The 19,213-nt window shown below is 60.2% G+C and carries 11 protein-coding genes; 2 read left to right on the top strand and 9 right to left on the bottom strand.

Annotation, left to right across the window (positions count from 1 at the left end; translation table 11 throughout):
* Positions 1-85 precede the first annotated feature (85 nt).
* Entirely contained in the window at positions 86-2,689 is a 2,604-nt protein-coding gene (locus NZ740_00540; protein ID MCS6770496.1) for a glycoside hydrolase family 26 protein, read from the top strand.
* A 30-nt stretch (positions 2,690-2,719) separates the two neighbouring features.
* On the opposite strand, the gene rph is transcribed toward NZ740_00540, so the two are convergent.
* The 4 genes from rph to tsaE form a co-directional block, all read right to left on the bottom strand.
* The gene (gene rph / locus NZ740_00545; protein ID MCS6770497.1) at positions 2,720-3,481 is read right to left on the bottom strand and encodes a ribonuclease PH; all 762 of its coding nucleotides are present in this window, start codon (positions 3,479-3,481) and stop codon (positions 2,720-2,722) included.
* Between the two features lie 48 nt (positions 3,482-3,529).
* Positions 3,530-4,795 (bottom strand): hypothetical protein, encoded by a 1,266-nt coding sequence (locus tag NZ740_00550; protein MCS6770498.1) that lies wholly within the window; start codon positions 4,793-4,795, stop codon positions 3,530-3,532.
* Between the two features lie 133 nt (positions 4,796-4,928).
* The gene (gene tsaB / locus NZ740_00555; protein ID MCS6770499.1) at positions 4,929-5,564 is read right to left on the bottom strand and encodes a tRNA (adenosine(37)-N6)-threonylcarbamoyltransferase complex dimerization subunit type 1 TsaB; all 636 of its coding nucleotides are present in this window, start codon (positions 5,562-5,564) and stop codon (positions 4,929-4,931) included.
* Positions 5,561-6,013, bottom strand: a complete 453-nt coding sequence (gene tsaE / locus NZ740_00560) for a tRNA (adenosine(37)-N6)-threonylcarbamoyltransferase complex ATPase subunit type 1 TsaE (protein ID MCS6770500.1) — start codon at positions 6,011-6,013, stop codon at positions 5,561-5,563. Before tsaE ends, tsaB begins: the two co-directional genes overlap by 4 nt.
* A gap of 183 nt (positions 6,014-6,196) precedes the next feature.
* Here tsaE and NZ740_00565 point away from each other — a divergent pair, with 183 nt between their 5' ends.
* Entirely contained in the window at positions 6,197-12,580 is a 6,384-nt protein-coding gene (locus tag NZ740_00565; GenBank protein ID MCS6770501.1) for a hypothetical protein, read from the top strand.
* Positions 12,581-12,628: 48 nt separating this feature from the next.
* On the opposite strand, the gene hypE is transcribed toward NZ740_00565, so the two are convergent.
* The 5 genes from hypE to NZ740_00590 all read right to left on the bottom strand — a co-directional run bounded on the left by hypE (position 12,629) and on the right by NZ740_00590 (position 19,204).
* Entirely contained in the window at positions 12,629-13,666 is a 1,038-nt protein-coding gene (hypE, locus tag NZ740_00570) for a hydrogenase expression/formation protein HypE (protein MCS6770502.1), read from the bottom strand.
* Positions 13,667-13,726: 60 nt separating this feature from the next.
* The gene (gene hypD, locus NZ740_00575) at positions 13,727-14,827 is read right to left on the bottom strand and encodes a hydrogenase formation protein HypD (protein ID MCS6770503.1); all 1,101 of its coding nucleotides are present in this window, start codon (positions 14,825-14,827) and stop codon (positions 13,727-13,729) included.
* A 103-nt stretch (positions 14,828-14,930) separates the two neighbouring features.
* The gene (locus tag NZ740_00580) at positions 14,931-16,154 is read right to left on the bottom strand and encodes a 6-phosphofructokinase (protein MCS6770504.1); all 1,224 of its coding nucleotides are present in this window, start codon (positions 16,152-16,154) and stop codon (positions 14,931-14,933) included.
* A 169-nt stretch (positions 16,155-16,323) separates the two neighbouring features.
* Complete coding sequence (gene typA, locus NZ740_00585) at positions 16,324-18,150, bottom strand: translational GTPase TypA (GenBank protein ID MCS6770505.1); 1,827 nt, start codon at positions 18,148-18,150, stop codon at positions 16,324-16,326.
* A 94-nt stretch (positions 18,151-18,244) separates the two neighbouring features.
* A complete protein-coding gene (locus tag NZ740_00590; protein ID MCS6770506.1) occupies positions 18,245-19,204 on the bottom strand; it encodes a DUF3999 domain-containing protein in 960 nt (319 codons plus the stop codon).
* Between the last annotated feature and the right edge of the window lie 9 nt (positions 19,205-19,213).

Raw genomic sequence — 19,213 nt, forward strand, 5'->3', positions numbered from 1 at the left:
CGGGTCGGCGGATCCGCAATTCAGGACGAAAATTCGGCAATCTCACGCATGGCGTTCCGCGGCCCACCTCCGCGATGATCACTACATGAATCGAATCCCATTCTATTCGATCGCCGTCTACCTCTTCGCTGCTTTTTCGCTAAACGTCTCCGCGCTCGCCCAGTCCAACTTGCTCCTGAATCCCGGATTCCAATTGGGCCCTGACGGAACCACCAACGCATCGCCCTCGGCCCTTCATTGGCAAGCCTGGGGAGAAACGAGCCGTGAAAATTGGGGCTCCCACGACGCAGACGGCTGGCTGGCAACGATGCACGGCTGGTACGGCACGAACTTCAGCGGCTGGTATCAAGACGTCCCGGCGACCGGCGGCCTGTGGTACATTCTGAGCGGTTATTTCTATGCCGAGACAAACTATGTGTATTCGTCGATCGAGCTGAAGCTCGAATTTCTAGACGCGGGCATGGGCATGATCGCGGCGCATACTACCCGCGTTACGGGCGTCACAAATGCATGGACCTATTATGAAGTTGAGGGCAACGCCCCATCGAATGCCGCGTGGGCTCGCGCCGTGGCCGCGGCAACCGGTCAGGGAACGACCGGCGTTCTTCTGATGGATAATTTCGAGCTGACATCAAGAGCGCGTCCAACTCGTGCGAAACTCGAGCCCGCGCGCGGCGTGCTGACGGGCGTGAATCTCGACTGGGGCAGCCAATATGCGGGACAGTTCAACGGGATGGTCGGCTGGGATCATGTGATCTTCGTCGACTTTACGTATTTTCCCTCTGCAAGCGGGTATGGCCACCTCGACAGCCACGTGGGGCAAGTGCGGGAGGCTCAAGGGATTTACATGATCACCTTGGAGCCGATGGGCGGACTCGAGACGGTCAACGCGAGCAATTGCGCTGTATTTGCTGGATGGTGCGCCTGGTGGAATGCGCAGGGTGTGCCGATCATGGTCCGATTCGCGCATGAAATGAACGGAGACTGGTACCCGTGGCGCATGCGCCCGCAGCTTTATCGCGAAAAGTTCCGCCTGATGGCTCAGACCATCCGTTCGATCGCGACCAATACTGTCATGATCTGGGCGCCAAACGAAGCGACAGGTTACCCCTTCAGCACCTTCATTGGCATGACTCGTGCGACCTATACGAATGGATATGGTACACTGGCTGACTGGGTCCTTCTCGACAGCAACGGTGACGGCGTATTGAACAATCCCGGCGTGCTGAATGACGACCCGTACAGCCCGTTTTACCCTGGCGACCAGTATGTCGACTGGGTCGGCATGACGCTTTACCACTGGGGCCAGGTCTATCCCTGGTGGTACAATTGCACGCCCGAAGCGCGAAAATTCGCCCACAACCTGACGGGCAACTATAACGGCCCTAACGGCGGCGACCTCACCTGGCTGCCCGACTTCTACGCAGACTGGGCCGAGGGCCGAGGGAAACCCCTCATCATCGCGGAAACGGCCGCCTACTTTCGGCCTGGCGCGCCGAACCCTCCCAATCCGGCTTGGCCGCCCGGGCAAACCACGAACGAATTCGAGATCAAGCGCCTATGGCTGGATCAGGTGTATAACATCCACGGCGACACAACCAACGCGCTCGACATCTCGGTCCACTTCCCCCGCATCAAGGCTATAAACTGGTTCAACTGGTACAAAATCGAAGCCGAGGCGCAAAACAGCTATGTCAACTGGACCGTCACCTCGAACCCCGCTGTGCGCGCCGAATACCTCAACCGCTTGCGCGCGGCGCAGGGCAATCAGCGGTATTTCCTCCACGCAAGCGACCTGCGCGGCCTGGTCTACGGCTGGAACTACTCGTTTGACGGATGGGCCACCGGCGGGCCGCCCTTTGCCGTCAGCCTCTCGACCAACAGCCCTTATGAAGGGTCCAAGTGCCTCCGCGTCGACTACACAGCGCCCACTTGGCCGTACGGCGTGACCGTCGCGTGCGATCTCGCTGCGATGAGCGACCCGTGGACACCGTGGTCCTCGAACAATGCCATCTACCTCCGCGTCAAGGTCATGCCCGGCACGGATTGGACGTCTGTCCGCCTCATCTTCCAGAGCGCCGAATCCTCTTGGAATCCTTTGGCCACGACCTCCTGCCCGCCGGACGGCGCCTGGCACACACTGATCTTTCCTTACAACTGGTCCCTCCACGACAGCAGTGCGTGGCTGAACATCTTCCTGAACCTCGATGTGCCCACCAATGCCAATGCGACGATTTATCTCGACGCATTCGAAGTGGTGACCGACACCGACCTCGACGGCCTTCCGCTGGGCGCCGATCCGGATGACGACGGCGACGGAATGGCGGACGACTGGGAGACAGCCTATGGATTGAATCCTCGCGATCCGACTGACGCATCCCTCGACCCCGATCTTGATGGCGCCTCGAATCTGTCGGAGTTTATCGCGAATACCAATCCCCTCGACCCCACTTCATTTCTTAGAATCTCCGCCACCTCCGCAACCGGCGGGGTCTGGTCAATTCGATGGCTCGGGCAGACCGGCGTGCAGTACCGCGTCTTCGCTACGGACCAGCTTCAAACAGGCGGATGGTCGGCGGTGTGGGGTCCCTCGAACGGATACGGCGGGCTTTTGGAGTATTCGTCCCCATTCACGGCGACGACCCGATTTTTCCGGGTCGGCGCGGGACGGATCGGCTGGCCTCCGTAGGCTGCAGAATCGCCCGCCGGATGATGCAGCTCACGTCCCGTCTGACCGCTTGACGCTGCGTAGAGCGGCACGCTGTGCGGCGAACAGTCGGCGCAACCCGCGGCTGGCCACCGCGAGCAAGGCTTCCAACTGGTCTCGCGTGAAGGGTTCCTCCTCGGCGGTCCCCTGGATTTCAACCCATCGGCCCCGCGACGTCATCACGATGTTCATGTCGACCTCGCAGGCGACGTCCTCTTCATAGTTCAAATCAAGAACAGGCCGTCCACCGACGATCCCGACGCTGACCGCCGCCACCGCCTCCCGCAGCGGATCGGCCGTGAGTTTTCCCTCGCGCAACAGGCGATCCACCGCTAGGCGCGCGGCAACCCAAGCCCCCGTGATCGAGGCCGTCCGTGTCCCGCCGTCCGCCTGCAGCACATCGCAGTCGAACCAGAGCGTCCGCGGGCCGAGCAGATTCAGATCGATCACGGCGCGTAGTGAGCGGCCGATCAGGCGCTGGATTTCCTGCGTGCGGCCGCTGATTTTTCCGCTGGACACCTCGCGCTTGGTCCGCTCCGGCGTCGAATACGGCAGCATGCTGTATTCCGCGGTGACCCAGCCGCCCTCGACCTTCTGCTTTTTCATCCAGGCGGGGACGTCTTCCTCCACCATCACCGCGCAAAGGACTCGCGTGTTGCCCATGGCAATCAGCGCGGATCCAGCAGCATTCGGCGCGGGGTTCAGCTCAATCGTTACGGGCCGCAACTCGCCGGGTTTCCGCCCGTCGGCCCGGCGGGCGTTTCGAAGGTTCATGGTCATGGGTTCATCTTCCAAATCAAACGTGGGAAGGGCTAGCCGAATCTAGGAAGGACCGGTCGCCCAACGGTCCCGAAGGGCTTGCACTTCCGCCGGCTCGGCCGCGCGCCAGCGGCCCGTCCGCACGCGGAATTCCGCCGCGCCGGGCCGCATGAAGAAACTGGTCACATGCCGGCCCTCATCGGTGAAGGCGTGTGTCCGCCCCTTCGGTCCTGCAACGACAAACGTTTGCGCCTTCAGGTCGTAAAAAATGGCTTCGTCCTTTGAAGCCAGCGCGTCTTCGATCGCCTTGGGCACTGGCCGCTGCTCGGCTCGACGAATTTCCGCATGGCGGGTGCGCCGCTGCGCCTGGCGAGCTCCGCGTTCCAGGGCATCCGCCAATCGATGAAGCACCCCCGGCACACGCTGAAGAATCTTCCGCGCCGCGTCCATGTCGCCCCGTTCGCGGGCGGCTCGAGCGCCGGCTTCCAACGCCGCCACCTCGCGGCGCGCCCGCATCTGCGCGCGAAAAAGAGCCATCGGCGCACTGCCGCCTATCCACGCATCGAAACCTACACCATCCGGCATGGCGGCCAGGGTGTTGAGCTGCAGTCGAAATTCGCCCTTGGCCCCGCGCGATTCCACAACCTGAAACGTGACCGCCAATCGCTCAGGCGCCTCCTGCGCCGCACCCGCCGCGCGGGGCGCCTCGAAATACCCCGCCACCACCTGGCCCAGCACTGCGTAGGTCTTCGAAGCGCGGCCGAACGCCGTCAACTGCTCGCCGCGCACCTCGCGCCCGTATTGCATACCCGCCAAAACCGCTGGCGGCCGGCCGAACAGTTCATCGACTCGCGGATGTCGAACCCGCAGCAGGGCTTGGGGCAACTCCTCCCATGTCGGCCGACCGGCCGCGTCGTACCCCGCGAAAACCGACCTCGGCGTAGGCGGCCGCGCATGCTCGCAGTCTGTGCGCTCGCAGCGGTAGCAGTAGACCGATCCCCTCACAAACCCGAGACGCGCAGCTTGAGCGTCTGCCAACTGCTCCGCCAGTTGCTCCGGAAGCGGCGGTTCAAACGAGAGCGCCCATTTCTCTGCCGGACGCAGCCGTACCCGCAGGACGAGCGAGAGGTCGCCCTCTGGCGCTCGAGCCCCGTACTGGTCTGCAAACAGATCGCGCACAAGCGTCCGTAAGGCATCCGCGACCGAGCGGGATCTCCGCTCCGTCCGGCTAAGCCTCCGCGGGTCCGATCCGGAAGCGGCGCCATTCTGCCCGTCGGGCGCCGGGCTAGTGCCCAGCTCTCCGGCGGTCTCGTAGGTCTCATTTTCCATCGCGCAAAATTTCCATGGGATGGAAATCTCAAAAAAATTTTTTCCATCGCATGGAACTTTTCAAAGCCGTTTTTCCATAGAATGGAATTTTCGGCGAGAGGGCCCAGGTTCCGCTTGGCAACGGACCGCCGGTTCAGACCGGGGGATGCAAATACAGCGGCTCCCACGGCTCTTCGTGCGCGGCGCTGCGCGCAAGGCGGCCGACAGATTTGGCGGTCGGATAAGCCGTGATAATTGAAGCCGACGGAATCGCGGCTGATTGGGCCAGGCGTTCCGGTTCACTCGAGATGACCGTCGCCCGGCTCGCAATATCGCGGAACTCGGCAGCCGGGATCACCCGGTACTCACCGACGCGAACAACGCCACCGGGAACTGGCTCAAACTCCGCGTACCACACGCACCCGCGCCGTGCGTCCCCCGCGACGACGACCCGGCTTGGAGTGCCCGACGATTTTTCCCACCACTCGAGGGCCGTCGCGGCGGCGCTACTGACGGCACGAATCGGCTGTCCGCCGGGTGCCGCGAGCATGCGTACAGCCGTTAGCGCGGCGCGAAGGCCGGAATAGGAACCTGGCCCGCGCCCTGCCGCGAAGAGTCGAATCGTGGACCAATCCGGAATCGATTCCGCAACAAGGCGGCGAAGTGCAGGCCAGAACGCTAGATGCCGAGCGGAAGCGTCCTCCCACTCCTGAACGGCGACGACCTCGCCGCTCTCCGAAAGTAGGGCAATACCGCCAAGTCGGCTGGAAAGGTCGACCGCGAATATCATGGGGCAAGTCCCCGAATTTCAATGATCCGCTCGTCTGGCTTGGCGCCCATGGCGAGCCGGACATGGAGGGTCGCGGCCGGAAGAAGTTCGGCAATCCGGTCCGCCCATTCGATTGCGATGACGCCATCGCCCTCCAGGTAGTCCATCAGTCCCGCTTTGAGGAATTCTTCCGGCGACTGAATGCGGTACAGGTCGGCATGGTACAGCGGAAGTCGCCCACCCCGATACTCGTGGAGAAGCGTGAACGTTGGGCTGGTGACAGCTGCGGCGCAGCCCAGGCCCTCGGCCAATCCTTGTACGAAGCAGGTCTTCCCAGAGCCCAGCTCCCCATGAAGGGCGATGACCGCCCCCGGCCCCAGCCGCCGGGCCAGTCCAGCCGCGATGGATCGCGTCTCCTTAGCACTAAAAGAAACCGTTTGACTCGTTGGGGAAGGGCACCCGCTTTTCATTAGAAAGGCTATCGTCTCAGAAGCTGTTTTGCGCTGCAAGATCCTCGCGAATTGCTTTACTACCAGAAATAAAACCCAAGTGTAACCCTTTGTTAGTCGACAAGTTGTGTAAATCCGACTCAACAATACATTGTTGCCTGTATATATATATGTGGGAGTACGAAACTTTTCGAAGTGGTGGGTATGTCGAGGCTAAAGCATTTTGGCCGTGGATTATTTTTACTGAATTTCGGCTATTCCAGGACTAGCGTCCTGTTGTCTCTTGTTTTTTCCCTGCTTAGCGGCCTTGACGCCGTTTTTGCCCAAATCAGGTATTCATGGCGCTCGGACTCGCCGCCGGGTGATTTGTGGTGGTCCACGCCCTCGAACTGGGTGCGAATTGACACCCTCGCGGCGGAGGCGCCGACCGGTTATGAAATCATCATGTTCACCAATTCGCACAAGGCGATGGTGAGCACAAACAATCTGTCTATCACCAACCGCTTTCGGCTTTGGCTTACGAACAACGCGGCTGCACGCGCCGTTACGGGCATCCTTGAAAACACCTTTCACGCCCTGGGGACAAATGGGCCTTGGATCGCCAACTACAGCACGAATGATCTAACGATTGCGTTTCCAGTGAGGTCGGGTTCGACCAACTTTCAGCTACTTCCCCTATCGGGATCGATCATTTTCCATAACATCGAACTTGGGGGAAATGGCGCAAGAATCTGGGGAAACAACACGAATGCGGGGGTGGTTTTCCGGGGGCCCGTTTCGGGGTCTATGGCCGGAACTTTGCGGCTTGCCTCGAATACTTGGGCCCGCTTTGAGTGGCCGCCGAATTATTCCGGCGAGACGAGGGTGGAGGGCGGCGTTCTGGAATATGGAGTCTCCGGCGGTCCGACTCACACAAACACCATTTTCCTGGGCAGCTCGAATGGTACACCGGCCATGCTGCGCTTCCTTGCCGGGGGGATCACGATCTCAAATCCAATTGTGACGGAGCCGGGGTCAACGGCGGCCCGCTCCGTCAATCTCGCGCAAACGGGTACAGTGATCAGCCTTGGGGGTATCGTGCTTTCAAGCCCGCTGACCATCACAGGGTTATCGCCGTCCGCGCAGTGGAACCTTCAGGGTCCGATTTCCGGGACGGGATCGGTGGTGAAGTGGGGTCCCGGATCGGTGGCAACCCTGGGGACCAATTCCATCTCGGGATCAATTACGATTTGGAGCGGGGTCTGGCAGGTTGCAGGCTCGGCATTGAACACGGGCCCCTACACGGTGAATGGGGGCACCTTGAGATTTGATGTAACGCCCGGACCGAATCACACCAACGTCATCACGCTCGCCCTCAATTCGCCGCAATTGGCTTTTGGCGGGTCGAACGTTACGATTTCAAATCCTCTCCAGATCGCGTCGGGGGGCAACGGGATTCGGTGGATCGTCAACCAGTCTACGGGGATTGTCACGTACGCCGGCGATGTTGTGTTCGGGCAAAACACGTGGTTTTCCAATTCGCTCGGCGGGATCCTGCGTTTTCGGGGAACAAGTGACATTGTCGTTGGGGGCCGTGTTTTCACGGTTGAAACGAATAGCAGTGTCTGGTTTGAGGCGCCAATCATCAGCGGATCTCTCAATAAGCGTGGGCCCGGTGAATTGGTGCTTGGCCATACCAACTGGTTCATGCATTTGAATGTGGATGGTGGCATTGTCAGGCTCACCGGCGTGATCGCCACGATTCGGGGTGAGTACCGGATCGGGCCGAATGTCGGAGCTTCAAATGCCTATTTCATTATTGAGGACGCGGGTCTGACCGTCACCAATCCGATCGTAGTTCGGCAGGTCGGCGAACGCGTTATTGAAACGCGACATATCACGGGGACATCGATGTTGCGCGGCCCCGTATCGCTGACGACGAGCGCTGTTTTCCGAATAGCTGGCAACGGCGTTCTGGGAGTGTCGAATCTGGTGCTCGGCAACGGACACCTGCTGAAAACAGGACCGGGTCGCCTCGATCTTTTTGAAAACAACTTGTTCAATGGAAACAGTTGGATTAGCCAAGGCGTGGTTCGCATTTTCGCGAACAATGCCCTGGGATCCACCGCGGGCTCTAACACGGTGATCGCCGGCGCGGCCTTGGAGATCACCAACAACCTTGTAATTCCGGAGCGAAATGTCCTCAATGGCTCCGGCGTAGGCGGCCTTGGGGCGCTGCGGCACCTCGGCGGACAAGCGCGTCTGACGGGCACTACGCTGATCCAGTCGCCAAGTCTTGTCCGGGTTGAGGCGAACTCGCTCACATTCCAAGGGTCGGTTTTGGGGACTTCCGCCCTCACGTGTACAGGTTCCGGTGACCTGATTTTTAGCAATTTTCATCCGCTGGCGGGTCCTGTGATTTTAGAGGGCGGAACCACGTATCTTCGGGGTCACCTGAGCAACGCGCCGGTCACTGTGTCCGGCGGCGCCATCCTGGTTGGCTCGGGAACGGTCCAGTCGCTCTCTCTTAACGGATGGCTGGATATCGGTCCGGCGAGCAACACCGTAGGTCAACTGCGCGCCTTAGGCGCTTCAACTCTGCACACCTCCTGCACGTGGATGGTGAACGTCGGGAATGCCACCGGATCGATTCCCGGACTGCACTGGGACTTTCTGAATATTTCGGGATTTGCGCTGACGATTGGCGCAACCCCCTCTCAACCGGTCACCCTGCGTGTTGCCGGGAACCCAACAGCTTTTGTTAATTCCGCGACATATTCGTGGATGATCGCGACGGCGGCGACGGTTGTTGGTTTTGCGCCGAACCACTTTGCCATCGACAGTTCATCCTTTGTTCCGCCTCTAAACGGCGGCTCCTTCAGCGTTACGGCTACGGCTACGGCGATTTATCTAAGATATCTCCCCGGATTGCTGGCGCCATCCAACATATCGATTGTCGCCGATGGTCCCCAGATGGTGCGGCTGTCATGGAATCCGGGCGGGTCGGCGGAGACGATTGTCACGCATAACGAGACGAACCCGCCGCCGCTTCTTACCAGTGGAACCCCGTATTTTCCCGGTGATTCTCTAGGAGGGGGCGCGCGGGTCATTTATCGAGGCTCAGCAACCTCTCTGGAACACGTTGTCCGAGCGGGATCGTTCAACCAGTATCGAATTCATAGTTCTACGGGCACGATCTACTCCTTTGGCGTCCTGGCAGGGACCAACACCCCCTACCATCCTTCGCCCATCGCGGAAAACTTCTCCTACACGAATGGCGTTGCGCTGGGTGGGCTGGACGGCGGAATCGGTTGGGCCGGTGCCTGGCCGGTTGGGCCTGGCTCCTATACCGCGGCCCAGGTTCAGGTGCAGTTGCCCAGCAATTATTTCCCCAGAGGCGGCAACGCCTTGCATCTGCCACCGCCCGGCGTCAACGCTGACGCAACACGCATTCGTCCATTCGGTCAGACATTTTCGACCGGCTCTCTCTATGTGAGCTTCACCGTGAGAGCAAGCCTGGTCAACGGCAACCGACGTGTCGGCATTCTGCTGATCTCCAACTTAATGCCCCGACTTTTCATTGGGGTTCCCGCCAACACAAATGTTTTCGGCATCCAAGAGAATATTTCGTCGAACGGCGCGATGACCTCAATCTCCGTGAACACCAATATGTTCTACACGCTTATCGCCCGATACACGTTTTCGAACCGACAATTTGCGCTCAACGTCTACACGCCCTCCAATGTGGTGCCCGGCAACGAGCCGGTCTCCTGGGATGCTGACTACGTGGTTCCCGCCGCTGTCGCTCCTCAATCAATCAATGCTTTGGCGCTTCATGTCCGCTCGTGGAGCGGGGCGGATAGCGGCGCGACTACATTTGACGAAATCCGGGTAGCGCCGTCGTTCACGCAACTGTTGGCGTCCGTCGCGATCTCGATCACAAACTTTAATGTGGACGGCGACTTTCAGGTTTCGGACGAGCAGTTGCGCCTGGGTAATTATGGCATCACGGCTACATTCCTTCATCCGGATGGCATGACCAATACGCTCACCCTTCCCCATGTTGATCTTCTAGGCCCCACAGGAACCGTGTTGTTTTCAAACATCTTGCTGACCAATCTGACATACAGTGGCGGAGGAACCGTTCTAACCGCCATAAATGCCCAGCAGCCTCCGCTCAGTCCATCCGATGTCGTTCTCGGCGTTCACACGGTCCGCTTGTCAGCAATCAACTCCAAAGGGCAACTCATAATTGACCAACCCTATGACGCCTCCGGACAGCCGCTGTCGTTTAGCGTCCACGATGATGACGATGAAGAACCCACCACGGCTGACCTATTCTTCCAAGGGATCTACAGCGATCGAACCCTGTTGTTCACCGGATTCGAGACCAATGAAAGCTGGCCAGCATTCCTCACCGGCGGATCGACTTGGACGCAAACTATCGTTGTGGGCTCAGCGACCGGTATTTGGGTCGGCACTTGCGGGTTGACGCCGGGTGGCGCTGCGGCGGGATTGAATAAGCTGGTCTTCCCCGCCTCACCTACGGGCGCTTATGTTCAGCTCCCGCCGAGAGCTGCTGTTGGACGAATTGCGCTCGACGCCCGCCTCGATGGCGGGACCAATTCGAGTATGCTCGTGCTCGAACGCTGGACGGGCAGCGCATGGGACAGCCTCGGCACCAATCAGATCACCAGTACGCAATACGTAAAATACGCGTGGGCGGTCGGCACCGCTGCAACCTCAGTTTATCGACTGGTCCGCGTCGGCCCGACCGGTGCGCCGCCTCTCGCCGTGGACCATATAGAAGTGATCGCTGACGGATCTCTGGAAGACCCTGAAAATTCAGGTTGGACGAATAAGACGGACATAACCCTGAGCTGGGCGCCGGCGCGCGACAACCTGTCGCCGATTGCCGAGTATCGCCTCGTCCCGCCAAGTTTTGGATCAAGCCCGCCCTTGGGTACAAATGACGGGATCGGCATAGGGGCAGGTATCACGAATCTAAGCATCACTCTGTCCAACGCCTCGGGAATTGTCACGGGTTGGATCGCTGCGATCGACCAAGATATCGATCGCCTGCAAGACCGGCTGATGAGCGAACCTCGCTCATTTATCGTCCGAATCGATACGAATCCGCCGCCAGCGGTGCAGGACGTGGACATTGTGAGCGACCCGTTGATCGATGACGCCACAGAAATGCGGATCGAATGGACACCGGCCTCGAGCAACGCCCATGAGGCTGCAGGGTGGAGAACCCTCGATCAGGAGCCGCTTTCGCCCTGGGATACCTACGTCATTCGGGTATACCAGTATGATACGAATGGTAACCCCGTTTCCACGACCCTTCTGACCCGAACCAGCGGCTATCCCGAACTCGCCTCCAATAACACAACCACCATCATAATTTCGAATCTTCTCGAGGACACGGACTATGGCATCTTGATCTCGGGCCGTGATCGGGCCGGTAATGAAGGTCCGGGACTGTTAATTACGGGACGAACCGAATCCGCTTCCTTCGGAATCGTTCAGGGAATCGCTGTCAGCGGCTCGCCTACAAATGTTATCCATCTAACCGTCACGGGAACACCCAACAAGGTCTACGATGTGGTCTATGTAGATGCGCTCTCATTCACCAACGGTTTATCAAATGAGTGGGACATCATTTGGAGCGTGACAACTACGCCGATCAGCGTGTTGACGGATGTGGGTGGATTCAACGCCACGAACCGATTCCGGCCAGTGCCTGAGGCCATGGGCCGCACCATGCGCTTCTATCGGGTGGCCGGCCAACAAAAGTGGAAAGCGGGCGTGCACCCGCAGAGACGTTCGAGTCCAGCCGTCTACGTCAAAAAAACGCTTCGCCTCGTGCCAGGTGAAAATTGGCACTCTCTCTTCTTTGAGCCGGACACTAACACCGTCGCGCACATTTTCGGACTCGACCGTTTGCCCGCTTCTCTGACCTACGCAAACGCGACGCGGATTTACTGGTTCGCACCGACCAATATCGGCGGCACCTACAACTTTGCCACCAACGTTATCGGGCTGTATGGCGATGGGATATCCAACACCTGGCGTCGATGGACCAACGATTGGGGACCTTCCGCCAATGAGATGCCTGTGCCGCTCCATCAGGGCTTCATGATCGAGCTCCCCTCCTCCGCGCCAACCACGATGCTATCCCTCGTGGGCCGCGTGAAGACCAACTCGATTGTCGTTCAAATCCCGGGGCGCCCCCCTGGCGCCTCCAATGATTATTACTGGATCATGAGTTGGAACTACCCTTACCGCCTTTCGCTGAACGAGATGAGTCTAGCCGGGTCAGGTATCTCAGCGACTCCGCTTCCGACGCAGTCGGATGAAATACGCATTCTCCGCAACCGCGGGATGGGTTCGGTTGAGCACCCCAAGATCCGAGCCCGGATGACCAATCAGTGGAACTGGCGGATCTTTGCGTACTCCACAAATGAATTTAGCTCGCCGCCAAACCCGAACACCAAGGTCATCGAGCCGGACGATGCCATCATTTTCGTCCGGCGAACGACCAATACGATCTATTGGACGAACAAGTTCTACTACTCAGTGCCCGGCACTCAATTCAATCCGTGACGGTCGCGTAGGTCGCGAGTCATCGGGCAACCCACTGAGCCGACCCAGTCAACAAATACGGGGCAGTTGCTCGCCGGTGAGCAGGTCGAGGACCCGTGTGGCCCCGATTTCGCTGGTCAACGTGAGGACGCCGCGCGGCTCTTCGGTGACCCGGCCGATGATGGACGCCGCCGTGCCCATGAGGGACAAGGCGCGAGGGGCATCCTCCGGCGCGACGATCGCGACAAAGCGCCCTTCGTTGGCCACGTAAAGAGGATCGAGGCCGAGCATCTCACAGGCACCGCGAACCTCGTCGCGAACGGGGATCGCCCGGCCGTCGATGTGGATCCGAAGGCCGCGATCCCGCGCGATCTCGATCAAGGCCGCAGCCAGTCCGCCACGCGTGCAATCCCTCAAACAACGGACCGCGACGCCCGCCTCCAGGAGCGCCAGGGCCTCGGCGTGCACCGGCGCGCAATCGCTCTCCAGGGGCGACTCAAACCCAATCCCTTCCCGAGCGGCCATAATCGCCGTCCCATGCCGCCCAACATCGCCGTTGATTAGGACGACATCGCCTGGCCGAATCTCGGCAGGACGTATCGGCGAAGGGGCGATGACCCGCCCCACTCCGGCGGTGTTGATGTACACGCCATCGCAACGACCGCGCTCGACGACTTTTATATCACCGGTCACGATCGAAATACCGGCGCGTCGTGCGGCGGCGGCCATGGAAGCGACGATGCGGCGAAGCGTATCCATCGGCAGGCCTTCCTCGAGGATAAATCCGGCGCTCAGTCCCAGTGGCCGCGCTCCGCACATTGCGAGGTCATTCACCGTACCGTTGACTGCGAGAGACCCGATATCGCCCCCTGGAAAGAAGAGTGGCCGAATCACGTAGGAGTCGGTGGTAAATGCGAGGGGTCCCGCGGCCGCCTCGAGTACAGCGCCATCGTGGCGCTGATCCAGATAGGGATTAGCAAATGCCGGTCGAAACACGTGCTCGATAAGATCCTGCATCAGGCGGCCTCCGCCCCCGTGCGCCAGAACGATCCGGGGATAATGGCGCAAAGGCAGCGGACACTCCGGCAACGGTTCAGGCGCGTTCATGGCTGGCGAACAGCATCCGGACGATGCAGATTCGAGATCGCGCGTGTTCGGAATTGTGCATCAAGTGGTCGAATTTACCGCACGGCGGTATCGATAGTACGCCGCGCAGGCTCCCTCCGAAGAAACCATCGTGGCCCCGAGCGGGGTTTCCGGAGTACACCGCGTGCCAAACGCGGGGCAATCCAGCGGCTTTTTTAGCCCCTGCATGATTAATCCGCTGATGCACTCCGTCGCCTCTTCGCGCGTGATAGAGGCGACCCCGAACTTTGACTCCGCGTCATACATGCGATAAGGCTCCCGAAGCCGCAGACCGCTCCGCGGAATCTCACCGATGCCCCGCCACTTTCGATCCGCCACCTCGAAAATCTCGCGGATCAACGCCTGCGCCGGCCGGTTGCCCTCCGGTCGAACCGAGCGGGCGTACTGGTTCTCGACCTCGGCGCGGCCCTCCTCGAGTTGAGTCACGGCCATCAGGACCCCCTGAAGGATGTCGAGCGGTTCAAATCCGGTAACGACAATCGGCACACGGAAACGCTCGGCGAGAGGCTTGTATTCCTCGACGCCCATGATCGTGCAAACGTGCCCGGCGGCCAAAAACGCCTGAACGCGCGACCGCTGCGACGCCATCAGCGATTCGATCGCCGGGGGTACCAGGACATGAGAGACCAGCAGCGAGAAGTTTTTCAATCCGCGCTGGTGGGCCTGCGCAACCGCCATGGCATTCGCCGGCGCCGTCGTCTCAAACCCCACTGCAAAAAAGACCACCTCCCGGTCCGGATTCGCCGCGGCCAGGCGTACCGCATCCAAAGGCGAATACACGATGCGCACGTCATGCCCGTCCGCTTTCGCCGACAGCAGATCCCCGTTTGATCCCGGAACGCGCAACATATCGCCGAACGAACAAAAAATGACCCCTCGGCGCCGCGCGATCTCAATGGCTTTGTCGATAATCTCAACAGGGGTGACACACACGGGGCAACCGGGCCCATGGACGAGTTCGATGCCCGGCGGCAGAAGTTCGTCGATGCCAAATTTGATGATTGCGTGCGTCTGGCCGCCGCAGACCTCCATCAAGGTCCACGGGCGCGTGGCGACCCGGCGCAATTGGGCGGCCAATTTTTTTGCCCCCGCCGCATCGCGATATTCATCCAGGTATTTCATCCTCCTCTAGCCGAGCGGTCAGTCGGGACCTCCGCGCTGACCGATACGTCGCCACAGGGAGGTCGCGTGAGACCGCCGCGGAGACAGCGCACCGCGGACAAACTCAAGCCTTCGCCACCTTGTAACCCTTGAGCCGCCCGATCTTGGGAAGCGGACCAACGATGGGCGCGACATATTTGATGAAGGCGGGTGTTACATCGTTCGCGTCTGCATTGATCCATTCATCCGGCATGTGCCGTGTTTCTTTCGCCACCGCCTTCAGCTCGACGCGCTCAACCCATGTCTTATAGGTCTTGCCCGGCGCCCGTTTGATGGCCGTGGATCCGCTGTCAAATTCGCCGCCGCAGGCGAATTTGACTGCAGCCACGCCGACCATCCGGGCCTCCTTCGCATCGACGGGACTGACCACACCGACGAAGGACCGCTGCAAATAGCCGAACGTGTCGGCGCGGACGCGGCTGATTTGGGCTTTCTCCCGAATTTCCTTCGCCAGCAGGTCCCCCAACGCTCCGGAGCCGGAAAGCTGAACGTTGCCGTGGCTGTCCACCTCCTTGATGAACTTCGACGCGATCGGCTCGCCGTTCTCGTCCGCGATGCCCTCGGAGACGGCCACGACGCATCGACCGAGCTTCTCATAGACGGCCTTCACGTCCGCGACGAATTTTTCCATCGAGAAGGGACGTTCGGGCAGGTAGATAAGATGGGGGCCGTCATCCGGATACTGCCGGGCCAGCGCGGATGCGGCCGTGAGGAATCCCGCGTGGCGGCCCATGACCACGTTGATTTTCACGCCCGGGAGCGCGCGGTTGTCCAAGTTGTCGCCCATGAAGGCCTGCGCGACGAACTTGGCCGCGCTGCCGAAGCCGGGGGTGTGATCGTTTTCGCGCAGGTCATTGTCGATTGTCTTGCAAATATGGAAGCACTTCATCTTGAAGCCTGCCGCGAGCGCAGCCTCGTTGATGATGTGCGTGGTCTCGGCACTATCATTTCCGCCGATGTAGAAGAAATAGCGCACATCGTATTTCTGCAGAACTTCGAAGACCTTTTGGCAATCCTCGGGCGTCGGTTTCTTGCGGACGGACCCTAGGGCGGATGAAGGCGTTTGCGCGACCAGTTCCAGCGTCTCCCTCGATTCCCGACCGAGGTCGATCAGATTCTCGTCCAAAATCCCTTTCAGACCGTGCAAAGATCCGTAGATTTTTTTGATTTCTTTGTGTTTCTTCGCCTCGAGGATCGCGCCGACGAGGCTCTGGTTGATGACGACGGTGGGGCCGCCGCTCTGGGCGATGATCATGTTGCCGACTAATTTTTCTTTCTTTGCAGGCATGGGCATTCTCCGAATCGAAACCGTTGTCTTTGCCTCCTATGGAATGCGCCAACCCGGCGCCCTGCACAGGGAGGACGACCAAAGGGGACTCTAATCAATATCGGCCCGCTGGCAAGACCTCTTCGATGTGGCCGCTCGCCGCGTCCGTATGAAGCGCCGTTGGCGCGGTTCAATCGGGCTCTTCGGCGCGCTGGGCAGCTCGCTTCCGCTGGGTGGCGTTGAGGATTTTCTTGCGCAGCCGGATGCTTTTGGGGGTGGCTTCGACGTATTCATCCGCCGCGATGTATTCGATCGCGTGCTCCAGCGAAAAAACTCGGGGTGGTTCCAGCATGATGCCCTTGCCCTCGCCGTGGCTGCGAATGTTGGTCAGGTGCTTTTCCTTCGTGGGATTGACGGCGATGTCTTCCGCACGCGGGTTTTCTCCGACAATCATTCCCTCGTAGACCAGGTCCCCGGGCTTGATAAACAGCCGCCCGCGCTCCTGGAGCGAATCCAAGGCGTAGGCGGTGGCGACACCGTTGTCCATGGAAACCAGCGTGCCGGTCAGGCGGCCCTGAATGGGCCCGCAATGCGGGCCGTATTCCTTGAAGAGGTGGCTCATGACGGCCCGCCCGCCGGTGAGATTGACGAGATCGGTTTCAAATCCGATCAGGCCGCGGGTCGGGATGGTCGCTTCGATTTGAACGCGGTCGCCGTGGTGGTGCATGTTGGCAATCTGGGCCCGCCGGCCAGCAAGATTTTGAAGAATGTCCCCGAGTCGATCCTGGGGGGTGTCGACCCAAAGCGTTTCATAGGGCTCCAGCTTTTTGCCGTCGGGGCCACGCCGCAAGATGACCTCTGGCCGCGATACCAGAAGCTCGAATCCTTCCCGGCGCATCTGCTCCGCGAGAATGGCGATCTGCAGCTCGCCGCGCGCGCTGACCAGGAAGACATTGGGAGCGTCTGTGTCTTCGACCTTCAGCGAAATGTTCGTGCGCGTTTCGCGATATAGCCGCTCGCGGAGCTGGCGGGAGGTGAGGTACTTCCCCTCCCGGCCGGCCAGGGGCCCGTCATTGACACAAATTTGCATTTGGACGGTCGGCGGGTCGATCTCAACAAACGGCAGCGGTTCGCGGTCCTCCCGATCGCAAAGGGTCTCGCCGATTTCCAACTCCTCGAACCCTGCAATCCCGACGATGTTGCCGGCCTCGCCAATCACAGATTCGGAAGTTCGGATTCCGCTGAATTCAAAGACTTTGGTGACGGTCGCGCGCTCGCGCCGGCCGTCCTTGTGGATGCAGACGATCGAGTCGCCGGCGCGAACCGTACCTGAAAGGATACGGCCGATCGCGATCCGACCTACGTAATCGTTCCAATCAAGGTTGCTGATTAGCATAAGAAACGGCGCCAGCGGGTCGCCAGGCGGCGGTGGAATGTGCTCAACGATGGCATCCAGCAGCGGCGCCATGCCGACACGGGGATCGTCGAGGGACTTCAGGGCATACCCATCACGGGCGCTTGCATAGATAAAGGGGCAATTGAACTGCTCCTCATTGGCGTGTAGGTCCAAGAGCAGCTCCAGAACCTGGTCATGAACACGGTGCGGGTCCGCATGTTCACGGTCGATTTTGTTGATAACCACGATGGGTTTGAGGCCGTGGTGCAGGGCCTTTTGCAGAACGAACCGGGTCTGCGCCTGCGGGCCATCGACCGCGTCGACGAGGAGCAACACGCCATCCACCATCTTCATGATGCGCTCGACTTCCCCACCGAAATCGGCATGGCCGGGCGTGTCGACGAGGTTGATCGTGTAGTTCCGCCAATGAATGGACGCATTTTTCGCGCGGATGGTAATCCCCTTCTCACGCTCCAGCTCCAGAGAATCCATTGCGCGCTCCTCGACCTCTTCCCGTTCGGAGAACGCGCCGCCAGCACGCAATAACTGGTCGACCAGCGTGGTTTTGCCATGGTCAACATGTGCGATGATGGCCACGTTCCTGTAGCGCTGGGTACTCATGGGGAGCGCAGGAGTGTACTGCGGCACGGCCGGTTGGCAAGCCGGCCCGCGCACCAAACTCCGATGACCTGCCCGCCGGCCGGATTGCAGTGGCTCAATTCGGGCGCATGCGTTTGAGGAGGAGCCCTGCGGCAAGGACCGCGCAGATCGCCAGAGTTGTCAGAAGGAGAAGCTGGGCGTATTCGCGCAAGTCAGCGCCAACCCGATGCGGATTTTCCTCCCGCGGCCCGATCGCCGAGTGAAGCGCCGCGGCAAGCTGGCCCTTCGACAGTCGATGCTTCAGATCATGGATCGGGAAACCTGGAGCATCCGATCCGTAATAAACCCACAGGCGGCCGTTGCGCGACGGCTGGAAGTACAGATAGTGGACATGTGTCTGCGCGCGAATCGCTTCGAGCGCCGGCTGCTCTCCCCCCTCAGACGTCTCGAGATGCAGCTTCAGGTATCGGACGGCCGCGTCCCCCAAGCCGACTGGCGGCCAGGCGCCGTGTTCAAGATTTGACCAGTTGGTTTCCGTTATCAGCCGCCAGTTGTTCGTCAGAGTTTTCCGGCCATAAACGCGGATTGCAGCCCTGGCAGCCGGGCCGTCCAATTCGAGCAGCAGATGATGAAGCGGCGCACCGGGAGTTCCGACCTCCCAATATGTCGCCTGGTCGTCCAAATCGGGCGGCGTCTCTTCCGGCAAGTTGACCGCCCGCAGCGGCAGATCAATGAGTTCGTTCAGGCCCGACTCGAAATCGATGAAAAACGGGACATCTTCGCCGTTTTCGTCGATCAGCCGGAGATCGGCCGGAAAGGCGCGGCTGCCGTCGAACAGATGGAGCGGCACCATCGCACGGTACAGAGAACCGCTGACCACCGGCTCAAGGATCGGCGCCCTCCATTTATAGATGGAAGGGTCCGGCGCGGCGATGGCCGGCACGACGATGGATGCGCAAAGCGAGATCCCCAAAAAAGCAGCCCGCACCCGCGCCCCGACTCCGAACGCCAGGCAGGCCGGCACTCGGTTTCCCTTAGACGAAAGGCGAGCTTCAACGGGAAAAGCAACGCGCATGGAGCATCG

Source organism: Kiritimatiellia bacterium (genome assembly GCA_025054615.1).
Lineage (GTDB): Bacteria > Verrucomicrobiota > Kiritimatiellia > CAIVKH01 > CAIVKH01 > JANWZO01.